The 22,213-nt window shown below is 70.5% G+C and carries 16 protein-coding genes; 6 read left to right on the top strand and 10 right to left on the bottom strand.

Annotated elements, in window-relative coordinates:
• Window positions 1-43: 43 nt before the first annotated feature.
• The 3 genes from RIC11_RS18540 to uvrA form a co-directional block, all read right to left on the bottom strand.
• Complete coding sequence (locus tag RIC11_RS18540; protein WP_350213763.1) at window positions 44-382, bottom strand: type II toxin-antitoxin system HicB family antitoxin; 339 nt, start codon at window positions 380-382, stop codon at window positions 44-46.
• 8 nt (window positions 383-390) lie between these two features.
• Window positions 391-642 carry a type II toxin-antitoxin system HicA family toxin gene (locus RIC11_RS18535; protein WP_350213762.1) on the bottom strand — a complete coding sequence of 84 codons (252 nt, stop codon included), beginning with the start codon at window positions 640-642 and terminating at the stop codon, window positions 391-393.
• Window positions 643-780: 138 nt separating this feature from the next.
• Window positions 781-3,681 (bottom strand): excinuclease ABC subunit UvrA, encoded by a 2,901-nt coding sequence (gene uvrA, locus RIC11_RS18530; RefSeq protein ID WP_350213761.1) that lies wholly within the window; start codon window positions 3,679-3,681, stop codon window positions 781-783.
• Between the two features lie 196 nt (window positions 3,682-3,877).
• Between uvrA and ligA the strand changes: the two genes are divergently transcribed.
• From ligA to RIC11_RS18510, 4 genes are all read left to right on the top strand, one after another.
• Entirely contained in the window at window positions 3,878-6,208 is a 2,331-nt protein-coding gene (ligA, locus tag RIC11_RS18525) for an NAD-dependent DNA ligase LigA (protein ID WP_350213760.1), read from the top strand.
• A 194-nt stretch (window positions 6,209-6,402) separates the two neighbouring features.
• Entirely contained in the window at window positions 6,403-7,299 is an 897-nt protein-coding gene (nadC, locus tag RIC11_RS18520; RefSeq protein ID WP_350213759.1) for a carboxylating nicotinate-nucleotide diphosphorylase, read from the top strand.
• Window positions 7,300-8,139: 840 nt separating this feature from the next.
• Window positions 8,140-8,940 carry a hypothetical protein gene (locus RIC11_RS18515; RefSeq protein WP_350213758.1) on the top strand — a complete coding sequence of 267 codons (801 nt, stop codon included), beginning with the start codon at window positions 8,140-8,142 and terminating at the stop codon, window positions 8,938-8,940.
• 581 nt (window positions 8,941-9,521) lie between these two features.
• Entirely contained in the window at window positions 9,522-10,676 is a 1,155-nt protein-coding gene (locus RIC11_RS18510; RefSeq protein ID WP_350213757.1) for an Lpg1974 family pore-forming outer membrane protein, read from the top strand.
• 119 nt (window positions 10,677-10,795) lie between these two features.
• On the opposite strand, the gene rpsU is transcribed toward RIC11_RS18510, so the two are convergent.
• Entirely contained in the window at window positions 10,796-10,990 is a 195-nt protein-coding gene (gene rpsU, locus RIC11_RS18505) for a 30S ribosomal protein S21 (RefSeq protein ID WP_350213756.1), read from the bottom strand.
• A 427-nt stretch (window positions 10,991-11,417) separates the two neighbouring features.
• Here rpsU and RIC11_RS18500 point away from each other — a divergent pair, with 427 nt between their 5' ends.
• Window positions 11,418-11,582 (top strand): hypothetical protein, encoded by a 165-nt coding sequence (locus tag RIC11_RS18500; RefSeq protein WP_350213755.1) that lies wholly within the window; start codon window positions 11,418-11,420, stop codon window positions 11,580-11,582.
• 51 nt (window positions 11,583-11,633) lie between these two features.
• On the opposite strand, the gene RIC11_RS18495 is transcribed toward RIC11_RS18500, so the two are convergent.
• Window positions 11,634-13,286 (bottom strand): ABC1 kinase family protein, encoded by a 1,653-nt coding sequence (locus tag RIC11_RS18495; protein ID WP_350213754.1) that lies wholly within the window; start codon window positions 13,284-13,286, stop codon window positions 11,634-11,636.
• Window positions 13,287-13,406: 120 nt separating this feature from the next.
• On the opposite strand from RIC11_RS18495, the gene RIC11_RS18490 reads away from it, so the two are divergent.
• Window positions 13,407-14,684 (top strand): outer membrane protein assembly factor BamB family protein, encoded by a 1,278-nt coding sequence (locus RIC11_RS18490; protein WP_350213753.1) that lies wholly within the window; start codon window positions 13,407-13,409, stop codon window positions 14,682-14,684.
• Window positions 14,685-14,807: 123 nt separating this feature from the next.
• Here the strand turns inward: RIC11_RS18490 and RIC11_RS18485 are convergent, their stop codons facing one another.
• The 5 genes from RIC11_RS18485 to RIC11_RS18465 all read right to left on the bottom strand — a co-directional run bounded on the left by RIC11_RS18485 (window position 14,808) and on the right by RIC11_RS18465 (window position 22,213).
• Complete coding sequence (locus RIC11_RS18485; protein WP_350213752.1) at window positions 14,808-16,598, bottom strand: hypothetical protein; 1,791 nt, start codon at window positions 16,596-16,598, stop codon at window positions 14,808-14,810.
• Window positions 16,599-16,929: 331 nt separating this feature from the next.
• Complete coding sequence (locus RIC11_RS18480; RefSeq protein WP_350213751.1) at window positions 16,930-20,895, bottom strand: FtsK/SpoIIIE domain-containing protein; 3,966 nt, start codon at window positions 20,893-20,895, stop codon at window positions 16,930-16,932.
• Window positions 20,896-21,004: 109 nt separating this feature from the next.
• Window positions 21,005-21,229, bottom strand: coding sequence for a hypothetical protein (locus tag RIC11_RS18475; protein ID WP_350213750.1), 225 nt, complete (start codon window positions 21,227-21,229; stop codon window positions 21,005-21,007).
• Complete coding sequence (locus RIC11_RS18470; RefSeq protein ID WP_350213749.1) at window positions 21,226-21,780, bottom strand: hypothetical protein; 555 nt, start codon at window positions 21,778-21,780, stop codon at window positions 21,226-21,228. Before RIC11_RS18470 ends, RIC11_RS18475 begins: the two co-directional genes overlap by 4 nt.
• Before the next feature lie 160 nt (window positions 21,781-21,940).
• Entirely contained in the window at window positions 21,941-22,213 is a 273-nt protein-coding gene (locus RIC11_RS18465; RefSeq protein WP_350213748.1) for a WXG100 family type VII secretion target, read from the bottom strand.

Genomic DNA, 22,213 nt, shown 5'->3' with positions numbered 1-22,213 from the left:
GAATGCAGACGGCCTGCGGTCTTCGGAGATCCCCTGCCGGGTATCACCCCGGTGACTTCGCGCCGACCGACTGTTCGAGCTGTTCGGCGATCCATGCGTTGAGGCTCTTGCCGCTGGCAGCGGCCAACTGGTTCGCGCGTCGGTGCAGCTCGGGGCTGACCCGCAGAACGAACTTCCCCGAGCACGGCTTCTCGGGCGCCTCGCCGCGCTCGGCGCAGAAGGCGAGGTAATCGTCGACCGATTCGCGGAAAGCCTTCCGGAGGTCGCGCACGTTGGTCGCTTCGAACGTGACCACGTCGCGAAGGCCGATCACTTCCCCGTGGAACACGCCCGCTTCGTCGTCGAACTCAACGCGTCCGCAGTAGCCATTGTGTTGGAGCATCGGTTGATTCACGGATTGGACACGCCGGCTTCGGTCAAGAAACGGCGGACCGACCGGATCGCTGGCTTGCTCGCTTCTTTCTCTGGGTGCGGACGGTGGAACACAGCCCGCGCTCCGTTCAGGGCGACACGAACACGAGAGCCACCCCCCTCAGAGACCTCACCACCCAGCCGGACGAACATCTTCTCGATGTCTGCCCAAGCGATATTGGCGCGGACAGGATCGGCGAAGACCGCCCGCAGAGTGGATTGGTATCTCATCCTGAGTCCATGGGTCACCACGCAGCGGTGTTTGTGGTTGGTCCCTTTGGAATAGTACTACGGTATGGTGTCTTGTCAATTCGCATGGGAAGGCTCACCTCATGCCAGATCCGGCTGTCTGCGCCTGGGCGCGAGGCTTTAGTCGTCCCCGAGGGCGGCTTCTTCTTCCTCGAGGGCCGCCAGCGCGGCGTGGCGGCGGGCGAAGGCCTCGGCGAGCACGCGGCCGGTGGCCGATCCTTCGCACGCGGCGACCTCCTCCGGCGTGCCTTGGGCGACGACCCGGCCCCCGTCGCCGGCTGCGCCGGGGCCGAGGTCGATGACCCAGTCGGCGGCCATCATCATCGGCACGTTGTGCTCGATCACCACGAGGGAGTGGCCCACCTCGACCAGCGCCGAGAAGCAGTCGATCAGCTGCTCGACGTCGCAGAAGTGCAGGCCGGTGGTCGGCTCGTCGAGCAAGAAGAGCGTGCGGCCGGCCGATTTGGTGGTCAGGCGGCCGGCCAGCTTCAAGCGCTGGGCCTCGCCGCCGGAGAGCGTGCTGGCGGGCTGGCCGAGTTGGAGGTAGTCGAGGCCCACGTCGACCAGCGGCCGCAGCCGCTGCTGGACCTTGGCCTCGCCGCGGAAGAAGCGGATCGCCTCGTGGACGGTCATGTCGAGGACCTCGGCGATGTCGCGGTCTCGGTAGCGGACGTCGAGCACCTCGCTCTTGTAGCGGGTCCCGTCGCACTCGTGGCACCGCATCGTGATGTCGGCGAGGAACTGCATGTCGACGCTCACCCAACCGGCGCCCTGGCACGCGTCGCAGCGGCCGCCGTCGACGTTGAAGCTGAAGTGGCTGGCGGTGTAACCGCGGGCTTTGGCGTCGGGCAGCTCGGCGAACAGCGCGCGGACCGGGTCCATCGCCTTGACGTAGGTGACCGGGTTGGAGCGCGGCGAGCGGCTGATCGGCGACTGGTCGACCAGCAGCACGTCCTCCAGCTGCCGCCAGCCGAGCAGGTCCTTGTAGGGCAGGGGGCGGTCGTCGCCGTGCCGCGCTTCGCCGGCGCCGGCGTTGTCGTGCAGCCGCTCGTGGAGCGCGGGGAAGAGGGTCCGCCGCACGAGGCTGCTCTTGCCGGCGCCGCTCACGCCGGTCACGACCGTGAGCACGCCGAGCGGGATGTCGACGTCGAGCCCCCCGGCCGCGCCGGCGCCGAGGTTCGCGCCGGTCGCTCCCAGCAGGGTGAGCTTGCCGTGGTCGCGCGGCCGGCGGTCGTCGGCCGACTTGCGAACCAGGCGGCGGCCGGCGAGCCAGTCGCCGGTGCGGCTCGCCTTGTCGGCCGTGAGCTCGCTCGGCGTGCCGGCGAACACGACCTCGCCCCCCTCGACGCCCGCCAGCGGGCCGAACTCCACGGCGTGGTCGGCCGCGCGGATCACGTGCTCGTCGTGTTCGACGACCACCACGGTGTTCCCGCGGTCGCGGAGCCGGCGCAGCGAGTCGACCAGCGGCGCCACGTCGGACGGGTGCAGGCCGGTGGTCGGCTCGTCGAGCACGTAGAGCATGTCGACGAGGCTCGATCCGAGCGTGGCGGTCATCGCCACCCGCTGGGCCTCGCCGGTGCTGAGCGTGCGGAGCGTGCGGTCGAGCGTCAGGTAGCCGACGCCGACCTTGCGGAGGAACTCCAGCCGCGACGCCACGTCGGCCAGCACCGCGCGGGCGACCTCGCGGCCCGCGCCGGACAGCTCGAGCGACTCGAACCACGCGCTGGCGCCGCGGACCTCCTTCGCCATCAGGTCGGCGAAGCTCTTGCCGCCGACCCGCACCGCGAGCGCCTCGGGCTTCAGGCGCTGGCCTGCGCAGACCGGGCAGGTGCGGTACGAGCGCCAGCGGCTGAGGAACACGCGCAGGTGCATCTTGTACTTGCGGCGCTCGAGCCAGCGGAAGAAGCCGTCGAGTCCGCCGAAGTCGCGGTCGGGCGCCCCCTGGACGACCACACGCACCGCTTCGGGGGGGAGCTGCTCGAACGGCGCGTCGGGGTCGACGCCGTGGTCCTCGGCCAGGGCGAGCAGCTCCTCGAGCTCGTGCGCGTACGACGGCGTGCGCCACGGGGCGACCGCTCCCTGGCGCAGCGAGAGCGACTTGTCTGGCACGACCAGGTCCATGTCGGTCTCGACCACGCTGCCGAACCCCTCGCACTCCGGGCACGCGCCCAGCGGGCTGTTGAAGTTGAACAGCTGCGGCTCGGGCGTGGCGAACTCGCGGCGGCAGTTGTTGCAGCGGAGCCGCGTGTCGAACCGCTGCAACTCTGCCCTCGCGTCGGGACCGGAGCCGAGGGGGTCAGCCCTCGGAGCAACCACCAAACAGGCCCCCTCGCCGCCGGCGATCGCGGTCTCGATCGACTCGGCCAACCGCCCCTCATCGAGGCGCCCCCCCACAAAGCGGTCCACGACCACCGTGATGCTCTCCACGGGCCGCTGGCCCGCCGCCAGGTCCGCCAGCGACACGGTTTCGCCGCCCACCAGAGCGCGGACGTAGCCGGCCTCGACCAGCGAGGTGGCCGGCTCGTCCGATTCGAAGCAGAGCATCGCGCGCTGGCCCTCGGGCAGCCCGGCGAGGGCGGCCGCGATCGAGTCCACCGTGTCGCGCCCGACCGAGCGGTCGCAGTCGGGGCAGACGATCTGGCCGACCCGAGCGAACAGCACCCGCAGGTGGTCGGCCACCTCGGTGGCGGTGGCGACCGTCGTGCGGTTGGAGCGAGAGCCGCTGGAGCGGGTCACCGCGATGGCCGGCGGCAGGTTGTCGATCCGCTCGCAATCGGGCTTGTCGAGCTGCTCGAGGAACTGCCGCGTGTACGCGCTGAAGCTCTCGATGTAGCGGCGCTGGCCCTCGGCGTAGAGCGTGTCGAGCGCCATCGACGTCTTGCCGCTGCCCGACGCGCCGCAGAACACCGTCAGCTCGCCGCGCGGCACGTCGAGGTCGACGTCCTTCAGGTTGTGTGTCCGCGCGCCGCGGACGGCGATCGGCGCCTTGCCGTTGGCGTGGGGTTCCGGCGGGTCGGACATAGCGGGCGTGGCTCGGGTGCGGGGAGTCCCGTACGATACACGCCGCCGTGTTTCTGGACCACGGATCACACGGATGGGGAAGGGCTGCCGGCTTTCGGCCGTCGGCTTTGCACGACGAACACCTCAAAGGCAGAAAGCGGACCGATCCTTCGTCCGGGCTATCCGTGTCATCCGTGGTCGAAAGCAGCCTAGCCGCATGAGTGTCGCAGACGAGATCGAGAAGCTCCGCCGCGAGATCCGCGACCACGACCGGCGGTACTACGTCGACGCGGCGCCGACGATCAGCGACCGGGACTACGACGAGAAGCTCCAGCGCCTCAAGGAGCTCGAGGCCGAGCACCCCGAGCACTCCTCTCCCGACAGCCCCACGCAGCGTGTCGGCGGCACGCCGCTCGACGCGTTCAACGCGGTCGAGCACGCGCGGCCGATGTACTCGATCGACAACTCCTACGACGAGGAGGAGCTCACCCGCTGGGCGCAGCGCACGTTCGAGGCGGTCGACCCGCGCCTGGCGGAGATCGACGCCGAGCTCACCGGGCTGGACGACCGCGAGCGCGAGCTCAAGGGCAAGCGCGACGCCGAGTCGAAGAAGGGCCGGGAGGAGGCCGCCGCCGAGCGCGACCGCTTGCGGCTGGTCCGCGCGGCGCGGCTCGAAGAGGCGGCCGCCGAGGGCTACCCGATCCCGGGCGGCTACATCGCCGAGCCGAAGGTGGACGGCGTCGCGGCAAGCCTGCGGTACGAGCGAGGCCGCTTCGTGCAGGGCCTCACACGGGGCGACGGCCGCCGCGGCGACGACGTCACCCAAAACCTCCGCACGCTCCGCAGCATCCCGCTCACCCTGGCCGGCGACGCCCCCTCGGTCATCGAGTTCCGCGGCGAGGTCTACATGCCGCAGGAAGAGTTCGAGCGGGTCAACCGCGAGCTGGTCGAGCGTGGCGAGGAGCCGCTGGTGAACCCACGCAACGGCACGGCCGGCGCGCTGAAGCGGCTCGATCCGGCGATCACCGCGCGGCACGGCCTGCGCCTCTTGGTGCACGGCTGCGGCGAGCTCTCCGGCGACGCGCCGATCGGTTCGCATGCCGAGCTGGTGGACGCGGCGCGGCGGTTCGGCCTGCCGGTCAGCCCGCTGTCTTTCCACGGCGACACGATCGACGACATCCACCGCTACATCAACGACTTCGAGACCAAGAAACAGGACCTGCCGTACGGCGTCGACGGGGTGGTGGTCACCGTCAACCGGTTCGACCTGCAAGAGCGGCTCGGCTTCACCAGCCGCTTCCCGCGGTGGCGGATGGCCTACAAGTACGCGACCGAGCAGGCGCCGACCGAGCTGCTGGAGATCGAGTGGCAGATGGGCAAGACCGGCAAGCTCACGCCCCGCGCGAAGATGACGCCGGTCTTCGTCGCCGGCACCACGGTGCAGCACGCCACGCTGCACAACGTGGGCGAGCTGCGGCGGAAGGACGTGCGCCTGGGCGACACGGTGCTCATCGAGAAGGCGGGCGAGATCATCCCGCAGGTGGTGCGGGTGCTCGACGCCGACCGGCCGGGCCGGCCCGGGCCGGTCGGGTTGCCCGAGCGTTGCCCTTGGTGCGGGACCGGGGTGGTCACGGAGCTCGACAAACGGTTCTTGAGCCTGCTGGAGCGCACCGGCGACCGACGCGAGGCCGCGCGCCAGCTCGCCGAGAAAGAGGGCGTCCGGTTCGACGACGCCCTGAGCGAAGAGCAGATCGACGAGCTGCAAGAGTCGGGCCGGTACTGCGCAAACCCGGAATGCCCCGCGCAGCTCAAGGAGCGGCTGTGGCACTTCGCCAGCCGCGGCCAGATGGACATCGACGGGCTCGGCGAGAAGGTCATCGAGCAGCTTCTCGAAGCGGGGCTGGTGGCCTCCTACGGCGACCTGTTCCGCTTGCACACGAAGCGCGACGAGCTGCTCTCGCTCGAGCGGATGGGCGAGAAGAAGGCGGACAACTTGCTCGCCGCGATCCAGGCGGCCAAGGACCGGGGGCTGACGCGCGTGCTCGCGGCGCTGGGGATCCGCCACGTGGGCTCGACCGCCTCGCGCATCCTGGCGGAGCAGTACGCCTCGCTCGACGCGCTCCGCGCCGCCACGGTCGACGAGCTTGAGAGCTTCAAGGTCGACGGCCAAGAGTCGGGCATCGGCCCCGAGATCGCGCGGTCGCTCTACGAGTACCTGCACAGCGAGCGGGGCCGAGCGATCCTCGACGACCTCGCGCGGGAGGGGGTCAAGCTTTCGGAGGAAGCGCAACCCGCCGCGGCAGCCGACGGGCCGCTGCGCGACAAGACGCTGGTCGTTACCGGGACCCTGGAGGGCTTCACCCGCGAAGAGGCCCACGCGGCGATCGCCGCCGCCGGCGGCAAAGCGACCCTCAGCGTGAGCAAGTCGACCGACTACCTGGTCGCCGGCGAAAAAGCAGGCAGCAAGCTCGCCAAGGCCGAGAAGCTCGGCGTGCCGGTGCTGTCCGAGGCCGACTTCGTCGCGCTTCTCACTTCAAACGGCGGATGAGAGGGTTGTCAGTTGTCAGTTGTCAGTTGTCAGTTGTCAGTTGTCAGTTGTCAGTTGTCAGTTGTCAGTTGTCAGTGGCTGGTGGCTGGTGGCTGGTTATCCGGAGCTGACCACGGACCACGGACCACTGGCCACGGACCACCAACAACTGACAACGATCTCCTCCACCGTCGAAGCCTCACGGAATCAAAAAGATGCCAAACGACTTCGCACCCGCCGAGTGGAACGCCGCGCTGGAGGCCGACCTCCGAGAGCTGGTGCGCCTGGCGCTGCGCGAGGACCTCGGCGTGGCGGGCGACATCACCAGCCAAGCGATCGTCGCGGCGGACCGACGCGGCGCTGCCGACGTGGTCTCGCGCGGCGCGGGGGTGCTGGCCGGCGTGCGGGCCGTCGGGGTTGTTCTCGAGGTCGCCCGGGCCGACGCCGTTTGGGCGCCGCGATCGGACGACGCCGCCGCGTTGGCGCCGGGCGAGCGCGTCGGCCGGCTGGAGGGGAACGCGCTGGACTTGCTCCGCTGCGAGCGGCTGGTGCTGAATCTGCTCAGCCGCTTGTGCGGCGTGGCGACGCTCACGCGCCGGTACGCCGACGCCGTGGCCGGGACCGGCGCTCGGGTGTACGACACGCGGAAGACCACGCCGGGCTGGCGCCGGCTGGAGAAGTACGCCGTTCGCTGCGGCGGGGGCCACACCCACCGGAGCGGCCTAGACGAGGCGGTGCTCATCAAAGACAACCACCTCGCGCAAGCCGCCGAGGCGGGCCTCACCCCGGCCGCCGCCGTCCGCCGCGCGCGGAAGGCCGCGCCGGACCGGGTGATCGAGGTCGAAGTCGACTCGCTCGACCAGTTGCGCGGTGTGCTCCCGGAGGGGCCGGACATCGTGCTGCTGGACAACATGCCGCCGGAGGAGCTCTGCGAGGCCGTGCTGCTGAGAGAGAAGAAGGCGCCGCAGGTCGTCCTCGAGGCGTCCGGCGGCGTGCGGCTCGACACAATCGCCGCGATCGCTGCGACCGGCGTCGATCGGATCAGCGTCGGCGCGTTGACGCACTCGGCGGTCGCTCTGGACCTCGGGCTCGACTGGGCGGCAAGCCCGTAGCCCCAGCCGGCGAGGGGGCGATCCATCGGCAGCGACATGCGTTTGGCGTTGTGAAAACTTCGATCGCCCGCGGAAAGTCGTTGACAGCGTCGCGGCGTTGTTTACTCTGAGGACAGTTGCAGCGGCTTTCCGCGGCGGTTGTGGCGGTCGGTTCTGGCGAAAAACGCCGGCGCCGGCCGTGACGCGGCCCGGGAAAGCCCGCCTAAGAGATTGGCCGAGTCCGATGTCCGGTCCGGCCAAGTTGCTCGCCTCAAACCATCTGGGAGTCGTTCTCGTGAGTGTCAATCCGGCGACGGCGGAGCCATTCCGTCGTTCGGCCCTGGCCTTCACGGTTCGACCCGATTGGTCTCTTGCCCGCTTGTGCGGGTCCCGAGGCTGAAGCAAGTCGGACCGCAAGGCCCGGACGAGGCCCTGGTTATTCGGTCAATCCGGTGGTGGTCGCACAGCCGACCGCTCCCGCCCGGCCCCCGGCGAGGCGAACTCGCTAGGCGCTTGTTGATCGTGACTCGGCCTCCCCGAGCCGACGACGCGAAGCCCCGCTAACACAACGGCTCTCGCTACGCGCTCGCCCAGCGGCGGCCCCTCACGGGCCGCGGGCGGTTAGCTCGGCGAAAGCCGCCTCCTCCGCCGGATTCTCTAGCCGGACGCCTCCCCGACTGCCAGGCGGCTCGACGCCGCTGGCGGCCCCCCCGCGACACGCCCCCGTTGGCGTTGGGCTCGGGGTTTGCGCGGACGCCCAACGATTCCCTCGACCGTTCACCAGCTGTTGTCACCCGTTTGTCCGAGACCCCACGCCGCTCGGTTCGCCCGATCCCGACCGGCTCCACACGGCGCCCCCTCATGACTATGCAACGCACGACCCTACTGCTTGTCGCCGCCGCGATGGCTTGCGGCTTCACGACCCGCGCAGCCGCGCAGAACCCGACCGTCAACTTCAGCAGCCTCGAAGTGCTCTTGGCCGAGCCCGACCGGATGGACCTGCACAAGCTCGCCCTGTGGGCCGGCTGGGCCACGCAGCAGTACGAGTACAACATGCCGTTCATCGAGATCACGAACCCGTCGGACGCGCCGTCCGCGATCACGAGCTTCGAGATGTCGATCGGCGACACGGCCTTCCAGTTCTCGAACCAGTTCCTCCGCAAGGAAGACACGAACGCCGGCGCGTTCCCCGCGAACGGGACCGACTACGCGTTCACCGGCTACTCGACGCCGGACATCGAGTTCGACACGTCGGTCGACGAGGACGGCGACTTGCTGGTGATCGACTTCACCGACGGCGGCCTGATGCCGGGCGAGACCGTGCGGTTCCAGGTCGACATCAACCGCGATCCGGACGAGCCCAACGAGAAGCTGTTCGCCGACTACACGTCGGTCTTCTTCAAGTCCGACGGCAGCGACGACACGTCCGAGAACTCGGAGATCGTCATCACGTTCGAGGGCGGTGATGAATGGAGAGGGACCCTCCCCAACCAAGACATCGACGGCTCGATCACGCAGTTCTTCCAGCGGGCCCGCCCCTACTCGGTGCCGCAGCAGGGGGTGATGGTCGGCCCGATCCCGATCGTCCCCGAGCCCGCCGCGGGGCTGCTGGCGGCGCTGGGCGTCGCGACGATCGGCGCCCGTTCCAAGCGGCGACGCTGAACCGGAGCGATCGGCCGGCCGGGGGCCGGCGCTGGTGAACCAAGGGCACAAAAGCCCCCGCCGAACGGCGGGGGCTTTTTTTTGTCCATCCGGGTTTTCCGTGGGTAGGATTCCCTAGGCTCGGGCTCGCCAAGCTGCGTTTGGTTGGGGTGCTTCTCGAATCTAGAGCCCGCTCAAGCCCCGACCCCCCGTTGTTGTTGTCCGAGCTGAGGTCGCCAACCGCCAATCTTCCGAAGCCACCCACAGAGACCCCGAATGGCCCTTTTTTGTTGCGCGCGTGCTGGCGCCCGCGATGCGGCCGGGCCCGGTCGCAGCGGATAAAGGGGTGGTAGGGAACGGTCCGGTAATTCCTGGAATCCCTGCAAGACGGGTCGCACGGCGTCCGATGTTTGGGAAGGAATTGGCGATCAACCGAGCCGAGGCTCTGGCGCCGGGGTTGCGCACCGCGCGGCGTCGGCGGCGGGACCGGTGAGCCTGAACGATCGGTCGGCCGCAGCGCCGACGGCGATCGCCGAGTGACCACACATGGGGGGGGAATCAGGATGTCTCTTAATTGGCGGAGAGCGTGCGCGCTCGTCGCGGTGACCGCTCTGACAGGCCCGGCGGTGGGCCAAACCGCCGCCAGCGGCGCCGGCCAGGCGCTGTTTACGGCGGACGCGGACAGCAAGGCCGGCGTGAAGCAGGTCAACTGCGACAGCGGCTACGGCTGCTACGGCGAGGGCGCCCCCTGCGGGCCGACTTGCGACCTGGGCGTCGTCGGGGGGTCGATGCTGGGGCGGTACCAGGTGTTCGGCGGCGGCGAGTGGATCTCGCTGAGGTCCAACCTGAGCGAGGCGACCGCCTACCGCGAGCTCGACCTCAACGAGGACCTCGAGACGCTCCACCAGTTCGACTCCGAGTACAGCGGCTCGTACCGCGTGTTCGGCGGCGTCCGCATGGCGGAGTGCGCGGCCGAGGTGCGGTTCACCTACTCGAGCTTCGACACCGACGGCGGCTTCAACGCCCCCACGCAGGGCGACTCGACCGCGACGGGCATCTCGTACACGGCGCCGCTAGAGATCGTGCCGGGCGAGGGCGACACGCTGTTCGGCAGGTCGTCCGTGTCGATGGACATCTACGACATCGAGTTCCGCAAGACGATCCCGCTCGGCTGCCCGCTCTCGTGCGGCGACTGTGGTGACTGCGGCGTGTGCGCCGACCCGTGTGGCTGCGGCCCGTTCTGCCCGGCCTGGGACATCACCTGGATCGGCGGCATCCGCGTGGCCGACGTGGAGAGCTCGCTGCTCTACGGCGTCGACCGCGACCCGGCCAACTCGGCCCTCTCCGCCAACCCGGGAACGAACACCGTCGAGTTCGACGGCGTCGGCCTCCGGTTCGGCATGCTCGGCCGGCGGTACTTCGGCCGCAGCGGCCTGGTGAGCGCGTACGTTCGGGGCGACATCTCGCTGCTGCTGGGCGACGTGACGAACACCGCGTCGCGTGACCCGCTGTTCACCGACGTGACGATGACCACCACGCAGATCGTGCCGGTCACCGACATCGAGGCCGGCCTGACGGGCTACCTGACCCAGAACATCACCATGTCGGTGGGCTACATGCTCTCGGCTTGGCACGACCTGGGCCACCGCCTGGAGTACGACTTCACCGCCGGCACGCCGACGCAGATCGTTTCGGCCGACGACGCCAACCTGCTCACGCTGGACGGCTTCTTCATCCGCGCCGAAGCGGCCTTCTAGTCGGCCGCGAGCCGCCGGAAGATCACAAACGACCAAGGCCCGCGTCGGGATTCCGACGCGGGCCTTGCTGTTTTTCGTTTTGCTGCGGGGTCCAGCCGAGCGACCGGAGAACGCCGCGATCAGCGCGGCGCGGTGCGTTCGCGGCGGGCACGCCGCTGCGCGCGGAGCTTCGCGCGGCGCTTCGTGGCGCTGGGCTTCTCGTAGAACTCGCGGATCCGCATTTCCTTCTTGATGCCGCTACGCTCCACGAGCTTGCGGAACCGCCGCACCGCCTCTTGGGCCGTTTCTTTCTCTCGAAGGGTCAGCTTAACCACGTTGTTCGTCAGCTCCTGCGCGTTGGGTGGGGTCGACCGGCCACCGGGGGCCGCCTAGCGGAATGCCGCAGACCCGGAAGTATAACACCCCCGCCGAGCCGACGCCATCCCTCTGCTCCGGCGCCGCGCTCTTTGGAGCCCCCTCGGGTGGCTGGTCGGGCCTGGCGTGTGGATGGGCCCCGCGACGGCGCCGTCCGCCGGCCACACGCGGGCCGCAACCGGGTCCGCGACCGTCAAAACCTCGCCCCCTTCGCCGGTTTCCACGGTCGCTACAAGCGGCGCCCGATCCCGCTAGCAGGCCCGCCTGTTGCGGGAACCGCCACAACGCCGGGGCGGCCGGGGGTCGATCCTCTTAGGGCGAGTGACCGCCGCGCAGCGCGGCGACCCACCTCCCAGGGATTGGCGCCAAGGGAACGGGGCGTTTTCGATGGCCAACCGAGAAAGCGGATCGAGCGACCGGCCGACGCCGGCCGAGCGGATCGCCGCTATCGACCAGCGACAGGAACGGCTGCTGGCCGAGCTCGACCGGCTCAACAGCCGCATCGAAGCGGCCCTCGTGGCGTGCTCTCGCCCCGCGCGGGCGAGCGGCTGAGCCGGTCTTCCCCCGCTCGGCGGGGGGCAGCCGGGCGGCGCGGCGGGCGCCCTAGTGGGTGTCGAGCCATCCCGACTTCGCGATCGCGCGGAGCAAACGGAGCCCCAACAGGCCGCTGAACACGAACGCGATCACCCCGGGCGCCGACACGCCCCACAGGGGCAGCACCTCGCGGCTGACCATCAGCGACCCGCCCACGATCAACGCGCTGGTGAGCAGGCCGAGCACCAGGCGGTTGGCGGCCGGCTCCAGGCCGCGGTGCTCGAGGTGCACCTCGAAGCTGCCGGACTGGAACTGGTTGAGCAGCTCGCGCACGCGCCGGGGCATCTCCTCGGCCAGCTGCTCGACCTCGCCGAGCATCCGCCGCGCCTTCTTCGCTTGGCGCCGCGGGTTCAAGCGGCGGAGCATCATCCTCCGCTGCATCGGGGCGAGCAGCTCGATGAGGTTGAAGTCGGGCGAGAGCAGCCTGGCCGTGCCTTCGAGCATCACCATCAGCTTCAGCAGCATCGCCAACTGCGGCGTGAGCGCGATGCCGTGGCGCCGCACCAGGCGGAACAGCTCGGTCAGCGCCCCGGCCAGGTCGAACCGCCCGAGCGATTGCCGGCCGTAGCGGTCGACGAAGTCGACCACCTCGACGGTGAACGCGTCCTCGTCGAGGTGGGGCGGGGGCGAGCCGATCCGCAGCAGCGCGGCGGTCAGCTCGGGGGGGTCGTCGGCCGCGATCGCGATGAGCACGTCCTCGAGGTCTTCGCGGAGGGTGTCGCTGATGCGGCCGACCATGCCGAAGTCGAGCAGGCCGATGACCCCGCCGGGCAGGACCAGGAGGTTCCCCGGGTGCGGGTCGGCGTGGTAGAGGCCGTGGTCGAAGATCATCTCGAGGAACAGCTCGGCGCCGTGGCGCGCGACCAGCGGGAGGTCCTCTTGCGCGTGGGCGGCGAAGTCGGGGTCGTTGAGCTTCCAGCCGTCGAGCCACTCCAGCGTGAGCACCCGCTCGCTGCAGAGCTCGGGGTACGGCTCGGGGATGCGGATCCGCTCGTCGCCGCGGAACGCTGCACGGAACTGCTCGATCCGGTTGTGTTCGTCGCGGTAGTCCAGCTCGCGGCGCACGCTGCGCTGGAACTCTTGGGCCGTCGCGCGGGGGCGGTAGGGCGCAAAGTCGGGCAGCCGCTCGGCTAGGTCGGCCAAGCCCACGAGGATGTCGGTGTCGGTCCGGAGCGAGCGATCGACCCCGGCGCGGCGCACCTTGACCGCCACCTGCCGGCCGTCGGGCAGCACCGCGCGGTGCACCTGCCCGATGGAAGCGGACGCGACCGGGCGGTCGTCGAACGCGGCGAAGCACGCCTCGACCGGCTTGCCCATCTCGTGCTCGATCGTCGCGCGGATCGACTCGGCCGGGTCGGCGGGGGCGTCGGTCTGGAGCTTGGCCAGCTCGTCCGCGAGCTCGACGCCGACCAGGTCCGGCCGGGTGGCGAGGACCTGGCCGAACTTGATGAACGCGGGGCCGAGTTCTTCCAGCGCGCGGCGGATCCGCGCCTCGCGGCGGTGCCGGTGGGTTTCGTCGGTCGCTTTGCGGGCGAACCGGCCCGCGAAGGGGGGCTCGAACCGATCGAGCACGTCGGCCACGCCGTGCTTGCTCAGCACGGCGAAGATCTCGCGCCACCGGTTGGCGTTGCGGTAAACCTGCGGGATCGAAGTCAGCTTCATAGTGAAACGCGGGCCGCGCGGGGGTAACCTCTGTTCCATCGTAGCGGGCGAACGCGTTGCCCGCTGAGCGTCGGCGGCCCTCGGCCGCCGGCGGCGCGCCTCGTGGAGGGAACGACCCGGATGACTCGTCTGATTACTGCTACAGCCGTCACGATCCTTGTCGCCGGGGCCCACGGGGCCGAGTGGCCGCACTGGCGCGGGCCGGAGATGAACGGCGTCGCGCCCGCCGACGCCGCGGCGCCGACAACCTGGTCCGAAAGCGAAAACATCCTCTGGCGGCAGCCCCTGCCGGGCCCGGCCGGCTCGACGCCGGTGGTCGCCGGGGGGCGGATCTTCTTGACGACGCCCGACGGCGCCGAGCTGTTGCTCATGGCGCTCGACGCACAGTCCGGCGAGCCGCTTTGGCGGCGGACGGTCACCACCGGCGACGCCCACTTCCGCGGCGACGAGGGCAACCTGGCGTCGGCGTCGCCGACGACCGACGGCCGCCACGTGGTCGCCGTCATGGGCGACGGCATGATGGCCTGCTACACGGTCGACGGCGAACCCGTGTGGCGCTTGCAACTCGGCGACCGGCTCACGCCGCTCGACATCCAGTTCGGCTACGCGTCGTCGCCGGTGCTGCACGGGGGCAAGGTCTTGGTGCAGTGGCAGCACGGCGACGGCGACCCCTCGACCGAGGAGGCGCGGGTCGCCGCTTTCGACCTGTCGACCGGTGAGACCCTGTGGGACGTGCCGCGCGACACCGACGCGATGAAGGAGTGCGAGCACTCGTACGCGTCGCCGATAGTGGCCGGCCACGGCGACGACGCGGTGCTCGTCACCCACGGGGCCGACACGACGATCGCGTACGACCCGCACAACGGGCAAGAGCTCTGGCGCGTGGGGAACGTCAACCCGCCGGGCAACTACCACCCGACGCTCCGGTTCGTCGCTTCGCCGGCCGCCAACGACGGCCTCGTGGTCGCCCCCACGGCCAAGAAGGGGCCGGTCACCGCGGTGACACTCGGCGGCCGCGGCGACCTGGCCGGCGGCGAGCACCAAGCCTGGCGCATCGACCGCGGCACGCCCGACGTGCCCTCCCCGCTGGTGGCCGACGGGCTGGTGTACCTGCTCGGCGAAGACGGAGCGCTCACCTGCCTCGACGCGGCGACCGGCGAGCGGCTCTACGACCGGCGCACCGAGAACGACCGGCACCGGGCTTCGCCGCTGCTGGTCGGTGAGCGGTTGTACCTGGCGTCGCGCGGCGGTGTGGTGACTGTGGTCCGCGCGGGGCGGCGGTTCGAGGTGCTCGCCAAGAACGACCTGGGCGAGGCGATCTCCGCGAGCCCCGTCGTGGTGGACGGCGTGCTCTACCTGCGGACGTTCGACGCGCTGTACGCGATCGCCGACCGCTGAAGTCCATTCGCCGCGACGCCGTCGAGGCGCGGGCGGCGCGCACCAGAGAGGCCGCGTCGTCCCCCCGGCTTCAGGGAGAGCGACGCGGCCTCATCGTTAGCACCTAGCGGATAGCGTACCCGCTCAGTCGTTCGAGTCGTTGTCGCTCGATTGCCGGCCGCCGGCGCGGCGGATCTGCTTCGACTCGCCGTCGTCGGCGCCCGCCTCGAAGGCGACCAGGACCAAGCTGTTCTTGGCCTTCACCAGGCGGCCGGTCGCCTTGAGCTGCTTGCCTTTCTTCACGTCGAAGGGCAACTCGTTCGGCTCGCCGAGGTCGACGAGGAGCTGGTCGCCGTCGTCGGTCTTGATCTGGGCCAGCCGGCGATCGGTCCCCCGCACGGTGACCGTGCGGGTCGACTGCACCGCGCCGGACACGCTACGCATCGAGTCCTGACCCGAGCGCACCTGCATCGGGTCGCCCTGCGGCTTCATCACGCGCCGGGCGAGGACGATGGGTTCGCCGTCGCGGGTCTTGACCATCACGCCCCGCACGCGGATGTCGTCGCCCTGCTCGACTTCGCCCTGGAAGTCGTTGGCGGCGCCGAGGTCGACCTTCAGCCGGTCGCCCTGCGGGTTCTCGATGACGGCGATCTGGCGCTTCGTGTCGCGGACCTTCGCGGTGGTGAGCTCGGTGACCGACCCGCGCACGGTGCGCTCCTGCGCCATCGCGTCGGCGCCGCGTTGCTGGCGCTGTCGCTGCTGCGAGTCGCCCGACGCGGCGTCGCTCTGGCTGCCGCGGGTCGGCTTCGCGCGATTCAGCGACACGGTTTGGCCGTCGTGCGTGAGCTTCCGGCCGATCAAGATCCGCTTGTCGTTCGCTTTGACGGGCGCCCCCTCGACCGAGACCTCGTCGCCTTCGGAGAGGTCCGTGTCGAGCTGGCCCGCCTCGCCGAGGTCGACCATCACTTTCCCGCCCGACTGCGTGTCGAGCGACACCAGCAGGTGCTTCGCGCCGCGGATGTCGACCTTGCGGGTGCTGGTGACTTGCCCCTTGAGGCTCTGCCGGCTGCGGTCCGGTTGCAGTTGCTTGCCGCCGATCTTCGCAGACTGGGCGACCAGCACCTTCTTGTCGCCGGCCGTCGCAACGGGGCCGCTCGCGTTGATCTGGGTTCCCTGCTGCAGGTCGAAGTCGCTGAGGTTCGTTGCGGGGCCGAGGTCGACCAGCTTCACCTGGCCGTCGGCGCTCTTCAGCTGGGCCACGACGTGCTTCGTGTCGCGGACCGAGACCTTCTTCGTTTTGGCGATCTTGCCGCTGAGGGTGGACTTCTGCGACCGCTTCGACTCAGTGCCCTGCTGTTGCTGCTGCGCCGCCTGGCCCTGATTCTGGGCGCCGGCCTGGTTGAAGGTGAAGTAGTCGATGTCTTCGTAGAGGCCGTCGCCGTCCCAGTCGTAGTAGCTGGTGTAGGCGTCGTAGTAGCCGTCGGAGTCGAAGTCGTAATACGACGTGGAGTACTCGTAGAGGCCGTCGTCGTCCCAGTCGCGGTAGTACGCGTAGCCGTCGTCCCAGTAGTCGTAGAACCAGTTGTCGGACTCGTAGCGGTCGTCGTAGCCGTAGTCGATCCCGTCGGCCTGGGCGCCGTACTCGGTGATGTAGTCGTAGTGCGGGCCGTACTCGAGGTCGCCATCGGTCCCGTAGTGGTAGCCGTAGTCGTAGTCGAGCTCGTAGCCGACGTCGGTCGTGAACTCGCCGCTGTCGTCGAGGACCTCTTCGCCGAGCTCGGTCTTCCGGTACTCGTCGCCGTCGAACCACTCGGTGATGTCGTACCAAGGCTCCTCCTCGTAGTAAGGAGTCGCGCCGTAGCGAGAGTCGGCGGCGGCCGGGACGGCGAACAGCGCCGCCAGAGGGGCGGCTAAGAAAAATCTGGTCTTGCGCATGAGAGGCTTACCTCCGTTGGGTTGGCGATGGGTGGTCTTGAGCCACGCGGCCGCCGCACGGGCAACGAACAAGGAGCAGCAGCACAGCGGAGCTGCTACAAGAGGCCGCAACCGCTGTGCCGAGGCTACGGCGGCGACCGACGCCTAGGAGCCGCGAGCCGCCGGACGCAAGCGTTTGGCGAGAAGCTGCCCGGAGCTCAGTCAGCTAGTCGGCGGAACGACCAGCCCGCTAGGGGGGCCCCCGCGGTCGCTTGCGCGGGCGGAACGGCCACCGAGGGCGGAAGCCGACCGGCCTGGACGCCCAACAAGCACGCTGCGTTGCAGGCGCGGTTCACCCGGCGTGTTGACGCGTGGACTGGCCGACCTCGGCGAGCCACGCGGCTGTCGGCGCCGCGTAGGGGCGGAACTTCTCGGTCTGCCCGGTTTCGTCGTTGTAGAGCAACGCGCGGTGGAGATTCAGATCGCTTGCGGCCGGGCTGTCGATCAGGTGCGACGAATCGGCAGCCGACATCTGCATGGCGACACGCAGCGCGAACTCGCGCATCGCCTGGCGATCGAACACGCGCGTCGCGCTGTTGTACGAGTCGCACCAGACCAAGACGTGGATCCCCAACGGCGGGCCGTTGCGGAGCACGTCGGCGAGGATGGCGTCCGGCTTCTTTGGTTCGTCGCTCGACATGCCGAAGCCGAAGTCGTCGTCGCGCTTCCGCAACTCGCGGAACCGCCCGGCGTTGTGCAGGACCACATAGACCCTCGGCGGCACGGGGCTGCTCGGGTCCTCGGCCGCCTTCTCGCGCTCGGCGACGAGCCCAGCCAACTCGGTCATCGCGGCGCCGACGCCCGCCAGGTCGACGAGCCGCCCCTCGCAGGGCAGGGACCCGAGGACCGCGGCCCACACGCCGGCCGCTTCTTCGCCTGGGCGTGTGGCGTCGAGCACCAGAAAGCGGGCCGCCGGCTCGGCGGCCGCCAGGGAGATCGCCGCGGTCGAGAGCATGCCGAGCGCGGCGGACTCGTCGGCGCCCACGCAGAGCAAGTTCGCGCCGGGGTGCCGGCCGAAATGGACCGCCGCGGGGGGCTTGATCGCCACCGACGCGCCGAGCCACGCGGGCGGGGGGCTGCCGGCGGGTCGCGGCGGGGGGTCGCCGGCCAGGGCGGCGGCGAGGGGGGCGTTCTCTCGCGGGTCGGCCGGCGCCGAGCCCTCGAAGACGATCGTTTCGGGGCGGGGCCGCCCCGTGCGGTGACGCTGCTCGTCGACCTTGTCGAGCTTCGCCGCGCGCTGCGCGTCGGGGAGCCACACGACCTGGAACGGCTCGTTCGCCGACAGCATGCCATTCTGCGCGTTGTAGATCGCTTCGCCCGGGCGGCTGAGGAAGCGGGCCGCGTTGTTCCGCTCGTCGGAGAGGATCAGGTGCGCGTCGGCCTCGCCGCACTCGAGCGCCACCCGCACGGCTATCTGGCCGAGCGTGCTGCGCGCGATCGAGTACGCGCCGGCGAGCGTCTGGGTGCCCAGCACCACGTGCATGCCGAACGCGCGGCCTTGTCGCACGAGCCGGTCGAGCAGCAGCGAGGCCTCTTGGGCCAGGCGGTCGTCGGCGACGAACAGCTCTTGGAACTCGTCGATCACCAGCAGCACGCGCGGCGCCGGGTCGTCGGGCCGCGCGTCGCGGTAGTCGGCCAGGTTCTGCACACCGGCCGAGCGGAACTTCTCGCCGCGGGCGCTGAGTTCCTCGTCGAGCCGCTCCAGCACGCTGAGACCGAACTCGCGCTCGCTCTCGATCGCGATGACGCGCGCGTGGGGCAGGCGGTGGGTCGCGTAGGACTTGAACTCGACGCCCTTCTTGAAATCGATCAGGTAGAACTCGACCTGGTCCGGCGCGAAGCGCATCGCCGCGCTGGTCACCAGCGCGTGCAAGAAGGTCGACTTGCCGGAGCCCGTCTTGCCGGCGACCAGCAGGTGCTGCGACGTGCCCCGGCCGAGCCGGACGTGCTGCAGCTTCCTTGCCCCGGCGCGGCCGATGGGCACGCACAGCTCGACCGCGCAGTCGCCGCCCCAGAGCTCCTCGGCCGGCGGCTCGACCGCGGAGAACGGGACCTCGACCCGGATCGCCGCCTTGGCCGCCTGGCCCGCGCGGCGGATCGCGTCGATCATGCGGTCGGGCGGGGGCTCTTGGGCGACCGTGAGGGGCCAGTGCGGCAGCGGGGGTTGGCGCCACTCGAAGGCGGGGCCGTCGCTGTCGGGCCGCCACTCGAGCCAGAGCGAGTGTTCTTTGATGTCGTCTAGCCGGAAGTCGCTCGGCAGCCGGGCGGCGGAGTCGACCGACAGCAGCGTGTGCACCCCGCAGCGCGGGCCGCCGGTGGCGAGGCTCACCAGCCGCTTGGCCGCCGCCTCGGTAAAGTTGGTGGGGAAGCCGGCGATCACCAGCACCTGCAGCGGCTCGGCCACCTCGCCCGCCTCGGCGTTGTAGTCGTGGATCGTCTCGTACTCGCTGCGGAGGTACTTCTGCAGCACGGTTTCCATGTGCGTGGTGAGGCGGCTCAGCTGCTCGTCGATGTCGCGCGACTGGCTCCAGATTCGGCCCCCGATGAGCTGCTCGTCGGCGTCGGCCAAGTGCATGAACGACTGGAAGTTGTCGCCCAGCCCGACCGGGTCGATCAGCGTGAACCGGACCCTGCCCGGCGGCATCGCGGTCAGCACCCGCAGCATCACGGCGCGGAGCAGCGCCACGGCGTGCGCGCGGCCCTCGCCGCTGGCGGTGATCAAGAAGTTCGGCTGTTCCGCGAGGGTCCACAGGGCCGGGACCCGGAGGCGCGGCTCGGGCGGGTGGAGCCGCTCGTCGGCCGACAGGCCGTGCTCGATCCGCTCGAGGTCGAAGCAGCTCGTGCCGAACTCGATCGCCCCCGGCGGCGCCGTGGGGGGCGTCCAGGTCGAGGGGTCGCCGTCGGCCGCGGGGCCGGCGCCGTAGGCGACGGTGGCGAAGTCAGGAAACAGCCGGCTGCACTCGGATCGCAGGTCGCGCAGCTCGGCACGGAGGTCGTCGTAGCGGGTGAGCCAACGCCGGAACATCGCTTGCCAGGCCGCGTCGTGCTGGGCGTCGGCCGACTCGCGCTGGGCGGTGTGCTCGGCTTCGATCTGAGCCAGGGTCTGGTCGCGCTGGCGCGTCGCCTCGGCCGACTGCCGCGACTCCTCGCGGGCGATCTCGTCGAGAGCGGCCTGGTGGTCGGTCCGCATCTGTGAGAGCTTCGTCGGGTAGTACTCACGGATCTCGTGCAGCACACGCTGACGCTTCGCGCCGGCCTCCTCGACGAGCTCCGCCACGCGCGCCTCCAGGGCGCGGCGGTCCGCGTCGCGGCGCTCACGCAGCTCGCGGAGCTCGCGGTCGCACCGCGACTCGGCGAGCGCCACCGCTTCGGCGATCGTCCCCTCGGCGGCGCTCAGGCGCTCGCGCGCGGCTTCGTAAGACTCGCGCGTCTGGGCAAGGGCTTTGGGTCGCAGCGACAGGTAGACGGCCGCCGCCGTGACGACGGCCCCGCCCACGGCCCCGGCGTACGCGCGCCAGTCGGCCCAGCCGAGCAGCACGCCCAGCAGCGGCGCGAGCACCACCAAGGCCGCGGCGAACACGCCCGCGGGCAAGACCCCCGCCATCGACCGCGGCAGGGGCTGGTCGTACAGCGCCTGGGCCGCCTCGCGGGCGGCCTCGACGGCCAGCGCGGCCGATTGCTCGGCGGCTTGGCAGGCGGAGTCGGTCGCCGGCCGCTGGTCGGGCGGGGGGGCGGGGGGCTCGGGTCCGAGCTCGAAGTCCGCGCCCCGGTGGCCGCGCTCGCGCGCGATGGCGTTCGCCTCGGCGGCGACCACGGCGAGGCCGCTGCGCAGCTCGGCCAGCCGGCGCCGCGCGGCGGCCCGCTTCTGGGGCGGCTTCTTCCGCTCGACCTCGTAGACGGTGTGGATCTCCCACGCGACGCTCTTCTGCTCTTCGGCCGCGCGGCGGATCGCGTCGGAGGCTTCGGCCTCGGCTTTGGTGCGGCGGGCTTGGTACTCCTCCTGAGTGCGGACCCGCTCCGCGTCGTGCGACGCGGTGAGCATCGCGCGGCGCCCTTCGGTCTGGCCGTCGAAGGAATCCCGCCGCTGCAGGTGCGCTTGCTCGACCTCGCGCCGGCGGCGGTCACGCCGCTCGTCGGCCTCTTGCAGGGCCTGCCGGCGCCGGGCCTCGATGCGTGACGCCTCGGCGTGGCGATCGGCCGCGGCTCGGGCCAGCTCGGCTTCGAGCTCGATCAGACGCTGGGTCGATAGCGGCGGCAACGACACGCTCCGCGGGCGGTTGAACAGGGTCGGATCCGATGAGCGGCGGCCGGCTCCCAGCGGCCCAACCCCGCCAGTGTAACGACACGCGCCCCCCGCGCGGGGCGCTTCAGTCCTCCAAATCACGCTGCGCCTGCTGCAGCAGCTGGCGCATGCGTCCGACCGCGTCGAGCGTCGATTTCACGACCGGGCCGATCGGCTCGACGTACCGCTTGTGGACCGCCTCGGAGACCGAGTCGTTCCACTGCTCGCTCGCTTCTTCCCAAACGGCGTTGAGGTCCTTCAGGCCGCGAACGATCCGCGACGCGCCCGAATCCAGGTCGCAAGGGTTCACTTCGGTTGCTCCGGTTGGTCGGCCGCCGGATTGCTAGGCTCGGGAGTGGCGCCGGGCCGGCCGGGTGACGGCGGCGGGCCGGCGCTGGCGTACCGTTCGAGCGACGCGAGCGCGCGGTCGAGCATCGCGACGGCCTTGGGCGCCTCGGTCTCGGCCATGGTCTTCAGGTGCGCGACCCGGCCTTGGTACTCGTGCAGCTCGTGACGCAGCTCGCTGACCCACTCGCGCACGCGGCTCTGCTTGTCTTGGCAATAGGCGAGGTGCGCTTGGGCGCGCGCCAGGGCGGCCTTCTCCTCGGCGCAAGCGGGCGGCTCGTCGGCCACGCGGTACATGAGCCGCCGGTTGAGCTCGTTGCGGGCCTCGGAGACCTCGTCGTACGCGCGGGCGACGCGCCTCTTCCAATAAGCGGGGCGGTCGTGCTCGACCCAGTCGATCACCCGCCGGATCTCGCCCGCGATCTCGTCGAGGCCGTCGCCGGCTCGCTGCGAGAACCGCGACAACTCGTCCCGCACCGAAACGATCGCGTCGAACGAGCGGACCTGGGCGGGCATGGGGGGAAGAGGCTTGAGGCTTGAGGCTCGCGGCGTGAGGGTTAAGTAGTGGGACCCGAGCGAGCGTGGTGGGGATGGACCGTGCGAAGCGGTCGGACCCGCCCGCCAGGCCCGCCAGCCGCCGTGCGCGTGCTCGAGCCGGTGGCCTCGAGGCTCGAGCCTACCTCTGTTGCAGGTACTCCTCGATCCGCTCCGCTTTGCGGATCAAGAAGGGCGCGTGCTCGTTGGTGGCTTCGACGTAGCGGGCGATCGCCTTCTGTTGCTGCTCGAAGTCCTCGACGAACTTCTTGTGCTCCTGGTCGCGCCAGGTGGCGCCGAGCGCGTGCAGCTGGGCGGCCAGGGCGGTCATGCGTTCTTCCAGCTCGGTGTTGAACCGGCGGAGGTTGTTCGCAAACCGCCGCAACTCGGCCGGGTCGACGATGGCCTGGGACAT

Origin of the sequence: Botrimarina sp. (assembly GCF_040219535.1) — a bacterium.
Lineage (GTDB): Bacteria > Planctomycetota > Planctomycetia > Pirellulales > Lacipirellulaceae > Botrimarina.
Note: the sequence above shows the minus strand (reverse complement) of the source record. Positions and strands in the feature narration are given on the sequence as shown.

Bases quoted from the DNA above. Each gene is read 5' to 3' on its own strand.
- RIC11_RS18490 (WP_350213753.1), top strand. From the start codon at position 13,407: ATGACTCGTCTGATTACTGCTACAGCCGTCACGATCCTTGTCGCCGGG.
- RIC11_RS18535 (WP_350213762.1), bottom strand. From the start codon at position 642: ATGAGATACCAATCCACTCTGCGGGCGGTCTTCGCCGATCCTGTCCGC.
- RIC11_RS18500 (WP_350213755.1), top strand. From the start codon at position 11,418: ATGGCCAACCGAGAAAGCGGATCGAGCGACCGGCCGACGCCGGCCGAG.
- ligA (WP_350213760.1), top strand. From the start codon at position 3,878: ATGAGTGTCGCAGACGAGATCGAGAAGCTCCGCCGCGAGATCCGCGAC.
- RIC11_RS18470 (WP_350213749.1), bottom strand. From the start codon at position 21,780: ATGCCCGCCCAGGTCCGCTCGTTCGACGCGATCGTTTCGGTGCGGGAC.
- RIC11_RS18495 (WP_350213754.1), bottom strand. From the start codon at position 13,286: ATGAAGCTGACTTCGATCCCGCAGGTTTACCGCAACGCCAACCGGTGG.
- RIC11_RS18515 (WP_350213758.1), top strand. From the start codon at position 8,140: ATGACTATGCAACGCACGACCCTACTGCTTGTCGCCGCCGCGATGGCT.
- RIC11_RS18465 (WP_350213748.1), bottom strand. From the start codon at position 22,213: ATGTCCCAGGCCATCGTCGACCCGGCCGAGTTGCGGCGGTTTGCGAAC.
- uvrA (WP_350213761.1), bottom strand. From the start codon at position 3,681: ATGTCCGACCCGCCGGAACCCCACGCCAACGGCAAGGCGCCGATCGCC.
- RIC11_RS18485 (WP_350213752.1), bottom strand. From the start codon at position 16,598: ATGCGCAAGACCAGATTTTTCTTAGCCGCCCCTCTGGCGGCGCTGTTC.
- nadC (WP_350213759.1), top strand. From the start codon at position 6,403: ATGCCAAACGACTTCGCACCCGCCGAGTGGAACGCCGCGCTGGAGGCC.
- RIC11_RS18540 (WP_350213763.1), bottom strand. From the start codon at position 382: ATGCTCCAACACAATGGCTACTGCGGACGCGTTGAGTTCGACGACGAA.